This is a genomic window from Hwangdonia sp. (genome assembly GCF_048381975.1).
Lineage (GTDB): Bacteria > Bacteroidota > Bacteroidia > Flavobacteriales > Flavobacteriaceae > Hwangdonia > Hwangdonia seohaensis.
In genome coordinates, this window is sequence record NZ_JBLWYT010000003.1 from 103,179 (window position 1) to 120,530 (window position 17,352).

The 17,352-nt window shown below is 36.7% G+C and carries 9 protein-coding genes; 1 reads left to right on the plus strand and 8 read right to left on the minus strand.

The genetic code is table 11. The annotated features are described in order from the left end of the window. The first annotated feature begins 235 nt into the window (after window positions 1-235). The gene (locus ACN5J7_RS06670) at window positions 236-985 is read left to right on the plus strand and encodes a DeoR/GlpR family DNA-binding transcription regulator (protein WP_311940397.1); all 750 of its coding nucleotides are present in this window, start codon (window positions 236-238) and stop codon (window positions 983-985) included. Window positions 986-1,122: 137 nt separating this feature from the next. Here ACN5J7_RS06670 and ACN5J7_RS06675 read toward each other — a convergent pair whose 3' ends face one another. From ACN5J7_RS06675 to ACN5J7_RS06710, 8 genes are all read right to left on the minus strand, one after another. Next, window positions 1,123-3,159: a family 20 glycosylhydrolase gene (locus ACN5J7_RS06675; RefSeq protein ID WP_418603299.1), complete on the minus strand. Its 2,037-nt coding sequence runs from the start codon at window positions 3,157-3,159 to the stop codon at window positions 1,123-1,125. Window positions 3,160-3,226: 67 nt separating this feature from the next. Beyond that, complete coding sequence (locus tag ACN5J7_RS06680; RefSeq protein WP_418603300.1) at window positions 3,227-4,663, minus strand: alpha-L-fucosidase; 1,437 nt, start codon at window positions 4,661-4,663, stop codon at window positions 3,227-3,229. Window positions 4,664-4,834: 171 nt separating this feature from the next. Continuing rightward, window positions 4,835-5,950 (minus strand): pyridoxal-phosphate-dependent aminotransferase family protein, encoded by a 1,116-nt coding sequence (locus ACN5J7_RS06685; protein ID WP_418603301.1) that lies wholly within the window; start codon window positions 5,948-5,950, stop codon window positions 4,835-4,837. A gap of 22 nt (window positions 5,951-5,972) precedes the next feature. Further along, complete coding sequence (locus ACN5J7_RS06690) at window positions 5,973-8,840, minus strand: FAD-binding and (Fe-S)-binding domain-containing protein (RefSeq protein ID WP_418603302.1); 2,868 nt, start codon at window positions 8,838-8,840, stop codon at window positions 5,973-5,975. A gap of 55 nt (window positions 8,841-8,895) precedes the next feature. Continuing rightward, window positions 8,896-10,980: a beta-glucosidase family protein gene (locus ACN5J7_RS06695; protein WP_418603303.1), complete on the minus strand. Its 2,085-nt coding sequence runs from the start codon at window positions 10,978-10,980 to the stop codon at window positions 8,896-8,898. A 14-nt stretch (window positions 10,981-10,994) separates the two neighbouring features. Further along, window positions 10,995-12,575, minus strand: coding sequence for a sodium:solute symporter (locus ACN5J7_RS06700; protein ID WP_418603304.1), 1,581 nt, complete (start codon window positions 12,573-12,575; stop codon window positions 10,995-10,997). Window positions 12,576-12,602: 27 nt separating this feature from the next. Beyond that, window positions 12,603-13,976 (minus strand): aldehyde dehydrogenase family protein, encoded by a 1,374-nt coding sequence (locus ACN5J7_RS06705; protein WP_418603305.1) that lies wholly within the window; start codon window positions 13,974-13,976, stop codon window positions 12,603-12,605. Window positions 13,977-13,979: 3 nt separating this feature from the next. After that, a complete protein-coding gene (locus tag ACN5J7_RS06710) occupies window positions 13,980-17,348 on the minus strand; it encodes an FG-GAP-like repeat-containing protein (RefSeq protein WP_418603306.1) in 3,369 nt (1,122 codons plus the stop codon). Between the last annotated feature and the right edge of the window lie 4 nt (window positions 17,349-17,352).

A 17,352-nucleotide genomic window follows, 5' to 3' on the forward strand; every position in this document is an offset into this window, starting at 1 on the left:
TTTAATCATTAATCCTGTTCCATAACACGAAAAACAATTACCTTTAATTTAAGCGTTTAATAAAATTATTATTTTAGAAGTACCCATAATTTTATACATTAGCAAAAGTTAGCAATAGCGATGCCGAAACCCATTATTTGTTTTTCAAACATGCAAGTTTACAAGCATAAACACGCAAAAAACACTTATATTAATACACAATTTCGCATTTTTGTTATATTTAAAACAGATTTAAATGAAAAAAAAAGAACGTCAACAAAAAATAATTGATGAAGTAAATATTAGCAGAAAAGTGAGTTCTATTAGTTTATCTGAAAAACTAAACGTTTCTGAAGATACCATACGAAGAGATATTAAACAATTGGATGAGCGCGGATTATTAACTAAAATACATGGTGGTGCCATCTCAACTATCCAAAAACTTTATCATTATAATGAAGATGTTATATACAATCGAGAAAGCAAAATTCTTATAGCTCAAAAAGCCATTACTTTATTGGAAGATGGTTTGGTTATTATTATGAGCGGAGGCACCACAAACCTAATGCTTGCTAAATTATTTCCAAAAAACATAAAAGCAACCATTTACACCTATAGCCTGCCTATAGCCATGCAATTAACCGAACATCCATTAATAGAAACTATATTTATTGGAGGTAAAATTCATAGAAACTCAATGGTTACAACAGGCATTGATGTTATCCAATATCTCTCTAACATAAGAGCAAACATCTGTTTTATAGGTGTAAGCGGTGTAGATATTGAGCAAGGTATAACAGATGAAGGCTACGAGGTTTCTATAATAAAAAAGGCCATGATTGATGCCTCTGACAGGATTGTTTATTTAGCTACCTCAAATAAATTAAACGTAAGGCATAATTATGATGTTTGTAGCCTAAAAGATATTGGCACCATGGTTACCGATCTTAATACTGACGATCCAAAGCTTAAAGAATATATTTTAAAAGATGTAAACTTACTGTAAAATTGGACTTACTAACGAGAGCAAAAAACTTAAGCTTTATAAAAAGTTTAGCAAGCTTATCGAATTCTACAAATCTATTAACTGAACATGAAAGAAAAGTTTGCAGGTTTTTAGGCTGCCAACTATTCTTTTGCATCCTAGTTTTTATCAGGGCTAAATCTTAATCCACTCATATCTGTTGGAATAAAAGTAAACATCCAATTTTGATAGGTAGTAGCACGGGGAATTTTCACAAAAACGGTATTCCAACCTTTATTTAATTGTATTTTAGTCGGTGTTCTGGTCCAATAGAAGTCTTGTTCTTCCCAAGGAATTTCTTGATCTACTTTTGAGCCCCAACCTGTTTGCTTAGAGGGTTTCCAACCTGCATTTTCCCATAAAGGTGGAGCAACCGGATTGTTGTTTACCCAAATATTTCCTCCTGCGGGATCCCAAGAACCAATTTTAGGAACTCCTAAATATATTTTATTTGCTCTTAAAGCGGTTTCAAATCCAATCATAGCTTCAATTTCACGGTTTTCATCCGAATGTATATAAGTCATGGCATAAACCGTTTGTCCTACTTTAGCATCTTCAAAGTGTCCAGTCAGCATCCAACGCTCCTTCATTACAATGGTATTTCCAATGGCATTTTTCCAAGATAAAATCGTATCGCCATAATTATAAGTCTCTTTCATTTCCTTTAATATCACATCGCCATCATCGCCATTAAAAGGCCCTATAAGTTGCCATTCTTTATCATTTTGTCGGAAATACGGAAACGGCTCATTTGAAAAGTATTTCTCTTTATGATACAATATAATATCTTCAAAAGCACTGTAATAATCTAATGCCTTTGTGTCTTTTGATGGCATTTTGGTGTAATATTCCGGGTATCCTTTTGCTAAATCAGCTGTCCAGGTTGTCCAAGCGTAAGTTAACATGGAAGAATAAACCGGGTTTTGCTCAAAAGTCTCCGATTCGTGTTTTAAATTTACATCGGGCCAAAAACAGAGCGTGCCGCCAATAACGTTATTCACTGAAGGAAACCCGATAGGTCTGAAAAACAGCCTTTGGATTTGCATCATGGGCTCTGCACCGTTCACATAATTATGCCATGAATCTATTTCCCTAAAATTACCGGGTTTAACATCTTCCGCAATCCAAGTTTGGTGAATAACATCATCATCAACCTCTAATCCGGGATGCCATACGACAACTTCTCGGTTGGCATCTTTACAGATTTTTACCATGGCGGCTATAAATCCTTTGGGGTTGGGGATTTTTACTTCATCAGAGCCAATATGGATTATGGGGCAGTCTTCTTGAGGGATTTCAGTGAAAAATTCATTTAAAACACCTTCTAAAATTTCCATGCCTTTTTCAGATTCCATCTTAACTCCGGTAGATGTTACAAAGGAATCGCTATGCCCCGGCATATCAATTTCAGGAATTACTTGAATGTGTCTGTCTTTGGCATATTTAAAAATTTCTCGTATTTCATCATAGGTATAATAGATTCCCGGGTCTCTGGTCTGTCTATGGTTGTTGCTATATGTAAGTTCAGGATATAATTTGCTTTCTATTCTCCAAGCTGGCCTGTCGGTTAAATGCCAATGAAACTTGTTTAACTTATACGCTGCCATAATATTCAGCTGCTTTTTTAGGCTCTCCATACTTTGGTAATTTCTTCCAACATCAATCATATAGCCCCGAAAAGCATGTTGAGGCCAATCTGAAATATCCACGAAAGGAACTTGGGCATTATCGATTAATTGTCGTAAAGTTTGCAAAGCATAAAAACGACCGCTTTCTGATGATGAAGCGATGGATATCCCTTTTTTTGCAACTTTTAATTTATACCCTTCATCTTTAATTTTTTTATCCTTTTTGAAAGTTATGAAGGCGGAAGCGTTTGCCAATACTTTTATATTGTTCGCACTTAATATTGATTTTAATTCTGATAATACAACAGTGTTTTGATTGCTTATTTCTTTTGAATCAATGGTAACTTCTGATAAATTCAAATATCCATCTTGCCATTTATACTCTTGCGGAAAGGGAATGAGTTTAACGGGTGCCGATTTTAAATGCGCAACGGTAAATTTTGATTCGAAATCTGAATTACTTTGCCCTAACATACTCAAACTGAATATGAAAATGAATAGTTGAACTGCAAATTGCTTATTATTCATACTTAATATTTTTATTTTTTTGAATTTCGAAAACTTATCGCGTTTAATGATGTGTTTGATTTTTTATCTACTGTGATATTTTAAACGCATAAGCATATTTACATGGCAGTTCTTCTGGCGACAAACAAGGAATATTTAAAATGATATCTTTTCCTTTTTGTTCGAAATCGATCTTAATATCGGTACCCACCAAAGTAATTTCAGTGTTTTTGGAAACTTTTATATCGCGAATCTCTAACGTGTCTTTTGGCCACTTGGGCACAATGGCAAAAACATCTTCGCCTTTCTTTGTGAAGAATATTTCACGTACCGCATATCCTGGTTCGGGGTCGATGGTTTGTTTTATAATTACGTTATTGGGCATGTAATGAACACCTTCCGGTTTCCAGTTTTTTATACCTTTTTCTGACCATTGGCTGGCATGCTTCCACTTTCTTGTTCCGTAGATAGCATCGCCATTTACATTCAACCATTCTCCCATGGCCAATAACCTATCTTGCATAATTGGTGGGATATTACCGTCTGCATCAGGGCCTATATCCAACAATAAATTTCCTCCGTGGCTTACCACATTTAACAATAAATAAATTAATGTTCTTTCGGAAGCGTAATCCCAAGCATCTTCATTTTTGTTATATCCGAAAGAAAAACCAAGACCTCTACATTCTTCCCAAGGCTTGCTTCCATCCAATTCCGAACCGTATTCGCTCGTATAATAACCGGCATGGTTAAATCTTGTGCCATCTCCCCATCTATCATTAATAACTACCGAGTCACCGATTGAAGATTCATTGAACAGCCATGTTAACAATTGGGGAGAACGCCATTGCTCAGGACTCATGCCCCAATCACCATCTGACCATATTAAATCAGGCTTATAGTTTTCGACAAGTTCTTTAAATTGGGGTTTCGAGTGTTCTACGGCAAACTTCTCTTTGTCTTTGATATAAATTGGATTGAACCACTCCAAAAAAGAATAATAGGTTCCAAACTTTACATCTGTTTTCTTAACCGCAAGTTCTAATTCCTTTAATAAATCCCTTTTTGCACCAAGGTCTTTGGCATTCCAATTAAAACCCCATGATTTATTTGCTGTTTCGCTAGGCCACAATGTAAAACCATCGTGGTGTTTTGAGGTAATAATCATGTATTTTGCACCGGCGTCTTCAAAAAGTTTCGCCCATTTATCGGCATTATAGCTTTTGGCGGTAAACATTTTTCCGAAGTCGTAATAACTAAAATCCGCTCCGTAGGTTTCTACATGGTGATTGTAAACTTCCTTTCCCGTAAATTTGCCATTGCCCGAAAGAGTTTTGTTTTGCATCCAATATTGATACCATTCGGCATAGGTTCCTTCAGGGCTCCAAGCCGGAACGGAATAAGGCCCCCAATGAATAAAAATACCAAATTTAGCATCTTCAAACCAAGGAGCTACCGGTCTTGTATCAATTGATTCCCAATTAGGTTCATACTTTTCCTGTGCTGCTACAAATTGGAAAAGCATTAAAAAAAATATGAAAATGTTTATTTGTTTTCTAACCATGATTCAAAGTTTTATTTTAATAATATTCATTTCATGCCATCAATGAATTCATTCTTAAAAAGTTATTGTGGTATAAATGATTTTTGGTTTGATTTATAGGATTAAACAGTACATATTTCATGTTGAAATCTTCTATTTGATTATGGTTTTTAAAGCTCCCAATAGCATATTTACATGATTTATAGTGGCACTCTCGCCCATTAATCCAACGCGCCAAATTATTCCGGCAAATGGCCCTAAGCCTCCTCCAACTTCAATATTATATTCGTTTAATAATTGTTTTCTTATGGCGAGTTCGTCTAATCCTTTAGGGATTTTAACGGCGTTTAAAATGGGCAATCTATATTCTTTTTCTACCAAAAACTCAAATCCTAAATTTTCTAATCCATCTCTTAACAATTCATGGTTTTGTTGATGTCTTTTAAACCGATTTTCCAATCCTTCTTCCAATACCAACCTGAGCGATTCCCTCATGGCAAACATCGCGGAAACAGGAGCTGTGTGATGATAAGCCCTTTTGGCGCCTTCCCAATAATTCTTGACCATAGTGAGGTCTAAAAACCAACTTTGAACCTTTGTTTTTCTATGATCCAAAACATCAATAGCAGCTTGACTGAAAGTAACTGGCGATAATCCCGGAGGCGCACTTAAGCACTTTTGGCTTCCCGAATACAAAGCATCAATGCCCCATTCATCAACCCTTAAATCGACACCACAATATGAGGTAACCGCATCTACAACCAATAAAGCACCCGACTCCTTTGTGAGTTTACTAATTTCTTCCAACGGTTGCAAAACACCGGTTGATGTTTCCGCATGAACTATGGCAAGCAACTTAGGTTTACACCTTGCTAAGGCTTTCTTAACTTCGTTTGGATTTATTGGTTTGCCCCATTCTGATTCTACTTTTATCACTTTAGCACCACAACGCTCAGCAATATCTACTAGTCTAGTTCCAAAAACTCCATGGATACAAATTACAGCTTCATCGCCCGGTTCCAACAGGTTTACCAAACAGGTTTCCATACCGGCACTTCCGGGTGCAGAAACCACAAACGTTAATGGGTTTTTGGTTTTTAGGGTTTGCTGAGTCATTTGTTTAATATCGTCCATGACTTCTAAAAACTCCGGATCCAAATGGCCGACCAATGGGGTAGACATCGCCTTTAATACCCTTGGGTGCACATCGCTTGGGCCTGGTCCCATTAAAATTCTGTTACTCGTGTTTAGCTCGTTTATCTGTCTCATGATAATTTATATTTTAAAAATCTTATTTTTTTATAGCTCGAATAACCTCAACAAAATGTTTTGGTTTTGCTTCTGTAAAATGTTCTATTTGATGGCGACAACTAAATCCGCAAGCCACCAATTCTGAATCTTTCTTTAGTTTATTAACCGCGGGAAATAAAATGTCTTCGCCAATCTTTTTCGACAAGTCGTAATGCTCTTTTTCATAACCAAAAGACCCTGCCATTCCGCAACAACCGGATGGAATCTCCGACACGTCTTTCTTAGAATTTTTTAACAATGATTTCATGGCACTTGTGCCGTAAAGGGCCTTTTGATGGCAATGTCCGTGAATTACAATTTGTTCTGATACGGGTTCAAAATCCACATCCAACCTGCCGTTATTATATTCATCCGATAGGAAAACATCAATCATCCTAACACCATTTTTTAATTGTTCTGCTGTTTCTTGATTGCTAATTAAATCCGGCAAATCATCGTTTAATGCCGAAGCACAACTTGGTTCGCACACCACAATTTTTAATCCTTGGTCCAAAAAAGGTTTTAATCCCTCAATGGTTTTTGCACCTTCACGTTTCGCATCTCTTAAAAATCCATGGGAAATTTTTGGACGTTGGCAACAGCCCACATTTGCTAAAACAACTTCATAACCACAGGAATTCAATAATTCGAGTGCTGAAATTCCAACTTGTGGCTCGTGATAATTTAAATAGGTATCAGCAAACAAAACAACTTTTTTGCTCCCTTTGTTTGTTTTAAACGCATTTTTAGCAAACCATTTATAAAAAGGTTCTTTCGCAAAATCCGGTAGGGTTCTACGTTTATCAAAACCCGCAGCTTTTTCTAAAATATACTTAAATATACTCGATTTTTGAATGGCGTTTACAATGCCCGACGTGGCTCCAGAAATTTTATTTGCCACCTTGGAAGAGTCGCGTATCAATTTATCCCTAAAAGATATCCTATTTTGGTCGTAATACATTTGCAATACGTCACCCTTCATTTTAGCCATATCCACATTGCTTGGGCATTCGGACTTGCATGCTTTACAGGACAAACATAAATCCATCACCTCATGCAATCTTTTACCGGAAAGTGCATTTGCCCCCAATTGGTTTGACATGGCTAAGCGCAACGCATTGGCTCGCCCGCGTGTAGAATGTTCTTCATCTCTGGTAGCCTTAAAACTAGGGCACATTGTTCCGCCCAAAACCTTTCGGCATTCACCAACACCAGAACACATATGTACTGCGGCTTCAAATCCTTCTTCGGCTTTATAATTGTATTCGGTTTTTACCTTTTCATCTTTATAGTTAACCCCATATCTTAAATTCTTCTCAATGGTTTGAGCTTCAATGATTTTTCCCGGATTCATTAAGTTTTTAGGATCCATTAGCTTTTTAATATCCATAAAGACATTGTAAAGTGTATCGCCAAAAAACCGTTTATTATAGGCGCTTCTTACCAATCCATCTCCGTGCTCTCCGCTCCACGACCCTTTGTATTTCATGACCAACTCAAAAGTATCCTCGGTAATGTTTTTTAGTCGTTCAATATCTTCTGCCAATCTTAAATCTAAAATAGGTCTTACATGAATAACACCAACGCTTGCATGGGCGTACATTGCAGCCTTGGTTTGGTGTTTTTCGCAAACCTTTAATACTTGGTCTATGTATTCGGGTAATGATTCTGAGGGTATCCCAGCATCTTCAATAAACGGTAAAGGTTTTTTGTTTCCTTTTAAACCGAGCATCAAACCCAATCCTTTTTTACGCACTACCCAAACATCATCATAGGATTTTCCTTCCGGGAATAAAGGATAGGCATATCCAAAGTTATTCTCTTTTAAATAGGCTATCATTTTTTGAGGCCTGTCCATCACATCCGCTTTGGTATCTCCATAAAATTCAACTATAAGAATTGCAGCCGGATTACCTTCGATAAAATGACAGTGGTGTTTTGTCAATAAATTTTCTCTGCTCAACCCAACCACCGTTTTATCTAAAATTTCTACTGCGGAAGGATTGAATTCCAACATCGATTCGACTGCGGAAATAGCTTCCAGCAATTCAGAAAAATGCACCACACAAACGGATTTATGTTTGGGAAGATCAACGAGATTCAATTTTAGTTCCACCGTTGTGGCAAGCGTTCCTTCACTGCCGCAAATAAGTTTGCTTAAGTTCCAATTATCAGTATAGACAAACTCGTCTAAATTATAACCGCCAACGCGCCGCATAACCTTTGGAAAACGGGCTTTTATTTCTTCTTGATTTTGAAGTACTAAATTTTTGAATGTTTTATAAATTTCGCCTTCACGATTGTTTTGTGCTGCTTTTTTTTGATATTCTTCCGGTGAATAATTCTTTAAATGCAAGGGTGTTCCTTCGGCTAGAATAACATGGGCTTCCAAGACGTGGTCTACCGTTTTTCCGAACAAAACACTTTTGGTACCCGATGAATTATTTCCCACCATACCACCAACATTGGCTCTACTACTGGTTGCGGGATCGGGTGCAAAATGCAAACCTAAAGGCGCCAAAACAGCGTTTAAATCGTCTCTTGCCATGCCCGGTTGCACACGAACCCATTTTTCGGTTTCGTTAATTTCAATGATGGCATTCATATATTTTGAAAAATCCAATATCATAGATTTCCCAACGGTTTGTCCCGCTAAACTTGTACCAGCACCTCTAGGTAAAATGGCAATATTATTGGCAAAAGCAGTGTTTATGGCGATACCAACATCATCAGCATCTTTTGGCAGTACAATGGCTATCGGTTTAATTTGATAAATACTAGCATCTGTTGAATACATCCCTAATGATGCAGCATCGGTTAAAACCTCGCCTTTAATTTTACTTTTTAAATGCTGAAATATTTGTTCCATAAAAGCTCAAAAAAAAAATTTAGTTGTTAATGCCGCTTGCTATTTGTCCAATTTATTATTCGACGTCGATCGTTGTGGCGAGATGTATATTTTCGGAAGAGCTTCCTATTAAAATATCGTAACTCCCAGCCTCGACAGCCCATTCGTTTGTATTCTCATCAAAATGTTGAAATTCGATTTTGGTTAAAGTCAGTTCTATATTTTGATTTTCATTGGGATTCAATTTCACTTTCGAAAATCCTTTTAATTCTTTTGCCGCCTTTTTTACCAAACTGTTTTTTGGAGCAATGTATAATTGACTAATTTCTGACCCCGTTAAGCTCCCCGAATTTTCCACGTTAAATTTAACTTGAATGGTTTCTTTATCATCTGTTAACTTTGAATTTGAGACACTCAGGTTACTGTACGAAAAAGAAGTGTACGACAACCCGTGGCCAAAACAAAATTGGGGTTTTATTTTATGCGTATCGTAATGTCTGTAACCCACCATAATTCCTTCATCATAAAACACTTTCCCATCAACTCCTGGATATGATTTTGGACTTGAATGCGCCGGAGAATCGGTGAGTCTTTTAGGGAAAGTAATGGTAAGTTTACCAGATGGGTTTGTTTTTCCAATAAGCACTTCCGCTAAAGCGTTACCGCCTTCCATACCGTTGTACCAAGCCTGAATTACCGCAGGGGTTTTATCAATCCAACGGCTCATATTATTTGGTGTTCCTGCAACCAAAGAGACTATCGTGTTTGGATTTGCATCGACCAAGGCCTCGATTAAATCGTCTTGACCATAAGGCAAATTCATGTCCACTCTGTCAATATATTCCCTGTCATGTCCCGTATGGTTAAGTCCACCAACAACAATAACAGCATCGGCGTTTTTTGCTGCGTTTACAGCTTCTTCCCTTAACGCATCAGCATTTGCATCCTCATCTTCTGAGTAGCCTTGGCAATATGTAATTTCTACATCAGTAAAATGATTTTGAATCCCTTCTAACGGCGTTACTTCATATCGTGCTTTAACTTGTGAGCTTCCGCCTTCTATAGCGTGTTTTCTCTTAGCATTTGAACCAACCACTAATACTTTTTTCAAGCTCAAAGGATTTAGCGGTAAAAGTTGATTTTCGTTTTTAAGTAAAACAATAGACTCTCTGGCAACTTTTAACGCAAAATGGTCGTGCTTGTCTGTATCCAAAGCTTCCAAACCACTGGTATAAAAATTCCTAACAAAAGCCATTACTTTAAGAACCCGTTTTACCTTATCGTCTATTTTAGACATGGGCACTTGGTTGTTGTTAACAGCTTCAATTAACGGGTTTGCCATATAGTAATTGTCCCATTCTTGTTCGGTTCCCATTTCGAGGTCGAGCCCGTTATTCCCGGCCTCAATAGTATCGTGGGTGCCATTCCAATCGGACATCACCAAGCCTTCGAACCCCCATTTTTCTTTTAAAATATGATTTAATATATAATCATTATGGCAGCAATATTGCCCTCTAAATTTATTGTATGCGCCCATAATAGATTTTACATCTCCTTCTAAAACGGCAGCTTTAAAAGCAGGTAAATATATTTCCTGCAGTGTTCTTTCATCCATTTCCGAGCTTATGGTAAACCTTTCCCATTCTTGGTTGTTGGCCACCAAATGTTTGGCACACGCTGCCACACCTTGGTCCTGAACACCGATAATGTATTTTACGGCAAATGTTTTTGTTAAATACGGATCCTCGCTCAAGTATTCGAAATTCCGCCCGTTAAGAGGTGTTCTGATAATATTTATGCCTGGGCCCAACAAGACTTCTTTTTTTCTATACCTAGCTTCTGTACCTAAAGTTTTACCAAACTCGTAAGCGAAATCAATATTCCATGTTGAAGCTAAAGCCAATTCGGTTGGTAAATAAACTGAAAAATCGTCGTCTCTTCCAGCCTGAACAAAAGCGACTATATCTGGAATTAATTCCGGACGAATTCCATGAGGTCCATCGGAAACCACCAAGTTATCTATACCTAGGCGTTCTACGCCTCCCGATTCAAATTTTTGCGATGCATGGATAATAGACACTTTTTCTGCCAGTGTCATTTTAGAGATAAGACTATTAATATTCAATTTGTTTTTGGTTTTATTGTTATTGCTTTCTATCATCTTATTATGTTTTTTTATCTAAATATGTACACTAAAATTGCGGTTATTATTAAAAGAATAATGGATAAGATTCTATAATTCAAGTACCATTTTTTATTTTTTAATTCGATTTTTTCTTGGTTAAAAATCTCCCTACTCCAAATGAATGCCTCTACATCTTTTTTGGTTTCCTTGGAGTACAGGCTAATTATTATCAAAGAGAGACTCGTTGCCGTAAATAATACCGGAACCACATATAAGAAATGGATATCAATACTTTCGAAAATGACATTATTTAAAAATATGATTATTCCTGTTGCCATTCCTATCAATAAAGAGTTGAATGCTGCATTAGAGGTCGTTTTTTTCCAAAATAACCCGAATAAAAACACAGCTGCAATTGGTGGGGTTATATAAGATAACATGGTTTGCAAATACCTAAATAATGAATCGAATTTTGCTATCTGAGGTGCCCAAAGCACTGCGAAAACCATAAATAAAACCGTGGTTATCCGGCCAACATTCATTAACTGTTTTGTGTTGAGATTGGGTTTAAATTTATGTACAAAATCCATTGTAACTAATGTAGATGCAGAATTTAAAGTAGAATCTAAACTCGACATTAATGCCGCTATTATGCCTGCCACAACTAAACCTATAATACCTTGTGGTAATAAATCGAATATCATGGTAGGCAATACCAAATCTGCGTTTTCGAGATTGGGATAAAGTTTTCTTGCCATAACGCCTGGTAATATCATAATGAACAAGGTTATCAGTTTTAAAAAACCTGCGAATAAAACACCCCACCGACCATGATCTATACTTTTTGCGCTCAGTATTCTTTGGGTGATGAATTGATTTGTTGTCCAATAATAAAAACCGAGCAAAGGCAAACTCACTATAAGTGCAGGCCACGGCAACGCTTTGTCATCCGCTGGTTTTATAAGATTTAATGTTCCCGTGGTTGCTACTTCACGAATACCGTCGACACCACCAATAGAATTATAAGCGATAACCGTTATAATTACAGACCCCATAACGAGTAACAAGGCTTGAATTGCATCGGTATAAATTACCGCACTCAAACCACCTGATATTGTATAAGCACCGGCAACCACAGCTAATACGGTTACAATTTGCCAAACGGGAATGTCTGGAAATACTAATTGCACGACTAAAGCGCCGGCATATAAAACCGCAGCCGCTTCTATAACAATGTTACCAACTAAAGTTAAGGCTGAAAAGTAAAGTCGCGAACGCTGGTCAAACCGCTTTTCCAAATATTCAGGTAAAGTGAACATTTTGGATTTTAAGTATATCGGTAAAATAAAGATTGCAAACAGTACGAGTACAACTACCGCCATCCAATCATAATTAAAAACAGCAATTCCAGATTCGTATGCTTCCCCTGCTAATCCCAGTAGGTTAGCATTTGAAATATTTGATGCGAATAAGGAAACACCTATAAATGGCCAAATCATGGATCTTCCGGCTAGGAAATAATCATCGGCGGATTTTAGTTTTTTACCAATGAAAAAACCCAATATCATTATAAATATAAAATACCCGATGATTATACCTAGGTCTAGGTTAGAGAGTACAAATTTGTCCATAAATTTAATTTTTAGTGAAAATTGTTTTTATTCATCTCTTGAAATTATTTTGATTTGACAAACATCGTGAAATCCAAATTTTCCGTTTTCCCTACTCATACCAGAGTCTTTTATGCCTCCAAAGGGGTTACAAGGTTTTACATAACTTGTACTGTTATGGGCCAACATTCCCGTTTTAACATCAAAAACAGTTTGATTAAAGAGCTCTTTATCTTCAGTAAAAACATATCCGCCCAAACCATATTTTGTATCATTCGCCAAGCCTATAGCCTCGTCATAATTTTTAAAGGACACTACGGGTAATACAGGTCCGAAAACTTCCTCGTTCCAAACGGCCATATCCTTTGTTACATTAACCAAAATGGTAGGCTCAAAAAACGCCCCTTTTAAATGCTTGGGTCGCTTCCCGCCAATAATTGCCTTAGCACCTTTATTTATCGCATCATTAACTTGTTTCTCAATGGTATCAACTTGTGTTTTTGATGTCAGCGGCCCTATTTGGGTAGCTTCATCTTCAGACAGTCCGAACTTTTTATTTCCTATTATTTCGGATAGTTTTTCGATAGTTTCATCCCATCTGCTTTCATGTACAATCAGTCGTTTTAATCCATCGCAACATTGGCCACAATTTAAAAAACGTTTAATGTATAAACTTTCTATTATATTATCTAAATCGGCATCTTCAAAAACAATTCCCGGAGCAGAACCTCCTAATTCCATCAATACGGGAATGAATTTTTCTGCTCCAATTTGATACAGTTTTTTACCGACTTTTGAACTTCCGGTAAACGTAATCATGTCAACATCTTGTTGCATTAAAAACTCACCCGTTTCTTTTCCCCCAAAAACTTCTGTAAAAACACCTTCGGGGATATTGGATTCTTTAAAAATTCTTTCTATTTCTTTTCCAAATAACGGCGTTTCTTCTGAATGTTTAAAAATTACCACATTACCAACAATCAAGTTTTGGATGACCTGCCACACAAAAATAGAAAAAGGAAAATTCCATGAAATAACTGAAGCCACAACACCTATTGGCATATAATGCACCTCGTTTATCTCCCCGTTTTTTTGATAAGTTATTTCGGGACTCAAGTATTTTGATGCATTTTCGAGATACCATGAAAAATAGTTTATCCCATTTTCCATATCTCCCCTTGCTTGGGAAATAGGCATTCCCATTTCTTTACTGGACAGTTGGGACAACTTATCACGCTCTAAACTAAATCGATTTAGCAATTCATTCAAATACGAAATTCGTTTAGACAAGCTAACCTTTTCCCATTTTTTTTGAGCTCTATGGGCGCTTTTAACCAAAGCTTCAATCTCTATATTTGAGGTCATCTGCACCTCTCCAATAGGCTCGTAATTTCGAGAAGGGTTTGTTGAGATTATTTTCATTTTTTAATTTGCTTTTAATTTGAAACTCTTTAATACATCATTGTTCACAGCTACGATTATTAATTCACCATTCTTCACTTTAATTTTTGCCATACTTTGGGCATCCTCAGGTACAAAAAAGCCGCTTTCACTTGTATTTACTGCTTTAAAATTACCGTTTCCGTCCCCTTTTAAATAAAGGCCAACACCGGCATCGTTTCTGGTGGTTTCAATTTCTACAGGATACATATTACCCACGAATAAAATATCTTTATGACCATCTTCATCAAAATCTTCTAAAATAAAATCATCGATGTTAGAAAATTGGGCTTCGTTGGGAAGTGGTGTGGACTTAAAACTACCATCGCCTTGATTTTCAATGTACGCACTAGCAAAGGTTTTAGCCTGATAATGTAAGGCCGTTGCCAGATTAGATTCGCCATACACATCTTTAAGATTCAATGATGCAAATAAATTATAGGTTTTAATTTCCTTGGCGATTTTGGGAACCTGTTGTGAAGAACACGACCTGCCCCTTAGCGGAAATTGTTCGCCAAAATTATAGTAACTCAATACAATATCTTTATTTCCGTTGTCATCAAAATCGTCATAATGGACTTCAAAAGGTGCTTCAATTGCTGCTTGATATTTATAGTTTAACCCTAAGTTTCCAGCAACCAGATCGAGGTCACCATCGTTATCCATATCGCTTGCCTCAATGCTATACCACCAGCCTTCAGAGTTTGATAAACCATTATTGCTAGCGTCCTTTACAAATGATTCACCAGTGTTTTTAATAAATGTAATGGGCATCCATTCGCCGGTTAAAATTATATCTGTAAGACCGTCGTTGTTATAATCCATCCAAACCGCATCTGTAACCAATCCAATTTTTAAAAGGTCTTTAGCGATTGATTTAGTAACATCTTTGAAAATGCCGTTTTCGTTTTTTAAAATGCGGCTATTTGTTGGCGCGGGATAATCCCATGGGTTATGGCGCCCACCTATAAATAAATCCAAATCGCCGTCGTTATCATAATCAAAAGGACGCACACAAGCACCACTTTCAGTAAATTTTGGCAGTGCCTTTTTTGAAACGGTGAATTTTCCTTTTCCGTTATTTACATAAATACGATCTTGGTAGTGTATAGAATTGGCTTCCCATGCGTTGCCTCCGCTTACCACATATAAATCTAAATCACCATCGCCATCCATGTCTAAAAACAATGCATCAATATCTTCAAATTTAGCATCCTCTAAAAATGAATTTTGAACGGCTTTTTTAAAGAAGCCTTTTTTATTTTGAACATATATCGCAGCGGGAAAACCCGTTGCAGCACCAACGAATACGTCTTCCAATCCATCGCCATTAATGTCGCCTGTTGTCAATGCTGGACCAAATTGAGATTGTTTATGAGGCAATAAAACCTGTTTATCAAAGTCGTCAAAAATATTTTCTTTATGAACGTGATTAAAATTATGGGTTTCGGTAAATAAGATCTGTTTGGGTTGCGGTACTGTTGGGTTGACTTTTTTAGATGAACCAAAATCGACAGTTAACAGCTGATTTGGTTTAATATTACTTAAAACGCTTTGTTGTTGGTTTGGCCAAGTAATGGAGATAGTGCTTATATTACTGTTATCTTTTAACCCAAAATGAGCAACTTGTTCACTTGAGGAATACATACCCCGCACGCTAGTAAATTCATAAAGTTGTGTTGTGTTGCCTTGGGTAATTTCAACCCTTGATCCGAGCATTGATTGATTAGATTCGGTATTTGTAAGCGCAACCCGTAAAAAATGATTGTTGGGATTTTCATTACTGTTGTTTTTATAAATTGAGGCCAAATCATTTACATTATTGACCACTAAATCTAAATCGCCATCATTATCAAAATCGGCATAAGCACAACCTGCTGAAAATGTTTTTTGGTCCAACCCCCAGGCTTCCGAAACTTTTTCGAAAGTTAGTCCATCCTTATTTTTAAAGGCATAATTTGAAATTTTTACTGAAGGCACAAGACTAAGGGCTTCATCTAAATCTAAAATTTCCCAAAGGGTAACATCGCCCGCTGTAGGATTGTTTTTCACAAAATCGTCGGCTACTTTGGTAATGTATTTTCCAACTTCTTTATCTGAATCTGTATTTCTAATATCTCGAAAAAGCCCGTTGGTTACGTAAATATCCTTAAAGCCATCGTTATCAAAATCGGCCATGACATTGGACCAACTCCAGTCTGTACTCGATACACCTGCCAATTGTGCCACATCACTAAACTGTGGTGTGTTTGAAAAAACCCCTTGATTCAGCTGTAACGTATTAAACATGTATTGGTAATGGCCTCCGCTATTTACAATATTCCAAAACGACTGTGGATTCATGCCACTCATATTCGATTTAATGCGGTAATTATCTTCTGCAACCATATCCAAAACCATGACATCGAGGTTGCCATCGTTATTGATATCTGCGGCATCAACACCCATACTGAAATAGGAAATATGACGCAGCGATTCATCGGCAACATTTTTAAACGTGCCGTCCGTATTGTTTAAATAAAGCGCATCTGGTGCTTTAAAATCGTGTGCTATGTAAATATCTTGCCAACCATCATTATTGGCATCAAAAACCGAAATGCTATTTGCATTGCCCAATTTTAAGAGTCCTGCTTTTGAGGTTACATCTGAAAACGTTTCATTACCATTATTTTTATAAAGCCTTGGAGCAAATCGTTCTTGTTTACGATCAACGTAATACATGTTTGAATAATTCCCAGGATTTGGAGGTTGATTTAGCAAAAACACATCCAAATAACCATCTTTATTATAGTCTAAAAAAGTGGCGTGTCTTGTTCTTTCAGAATTATCCAAACCGTAGGCTTTTGATAATTCCTTAAAAGTAATTTTACCATTTGGATTATCTTTAGAGGTATTTATATATAATTTATTTCTTCGGATTTCTGGGTTGCCATCGTATAATTCCCTAGTTACGTAAATATCCTGCCAACCATCATTATTGATATCACCAATAATAACGCCGGAAGACCAACCACCATTATCCAAAATGCCCGAAGATTGCGTTATGTCTTCAAACCGAAATTCCCCTTTATTCAAATATAAACGATCGCCAACTAAGTTTCCGGCGAAAAAAATATCCTGTAACCCATCGTTGTTAAAATCGCCAACCCCAACGCCGGCACCACCGTAATAGTTGGAATAAATTAAGATATTGTGCTCAATTTCATCTTCAATGGTGTTGTTAAAATCAATATGGGTGTGTTCACTTGAAAGTAGGGTGAACAGTGGCTCGCTCTCTTGAGAATTGCCTTTAAAACCGGCAAAAATCAATATTGAAAAACAAACAGTTAATATGATTAAACGACTTTTATGCATTTTA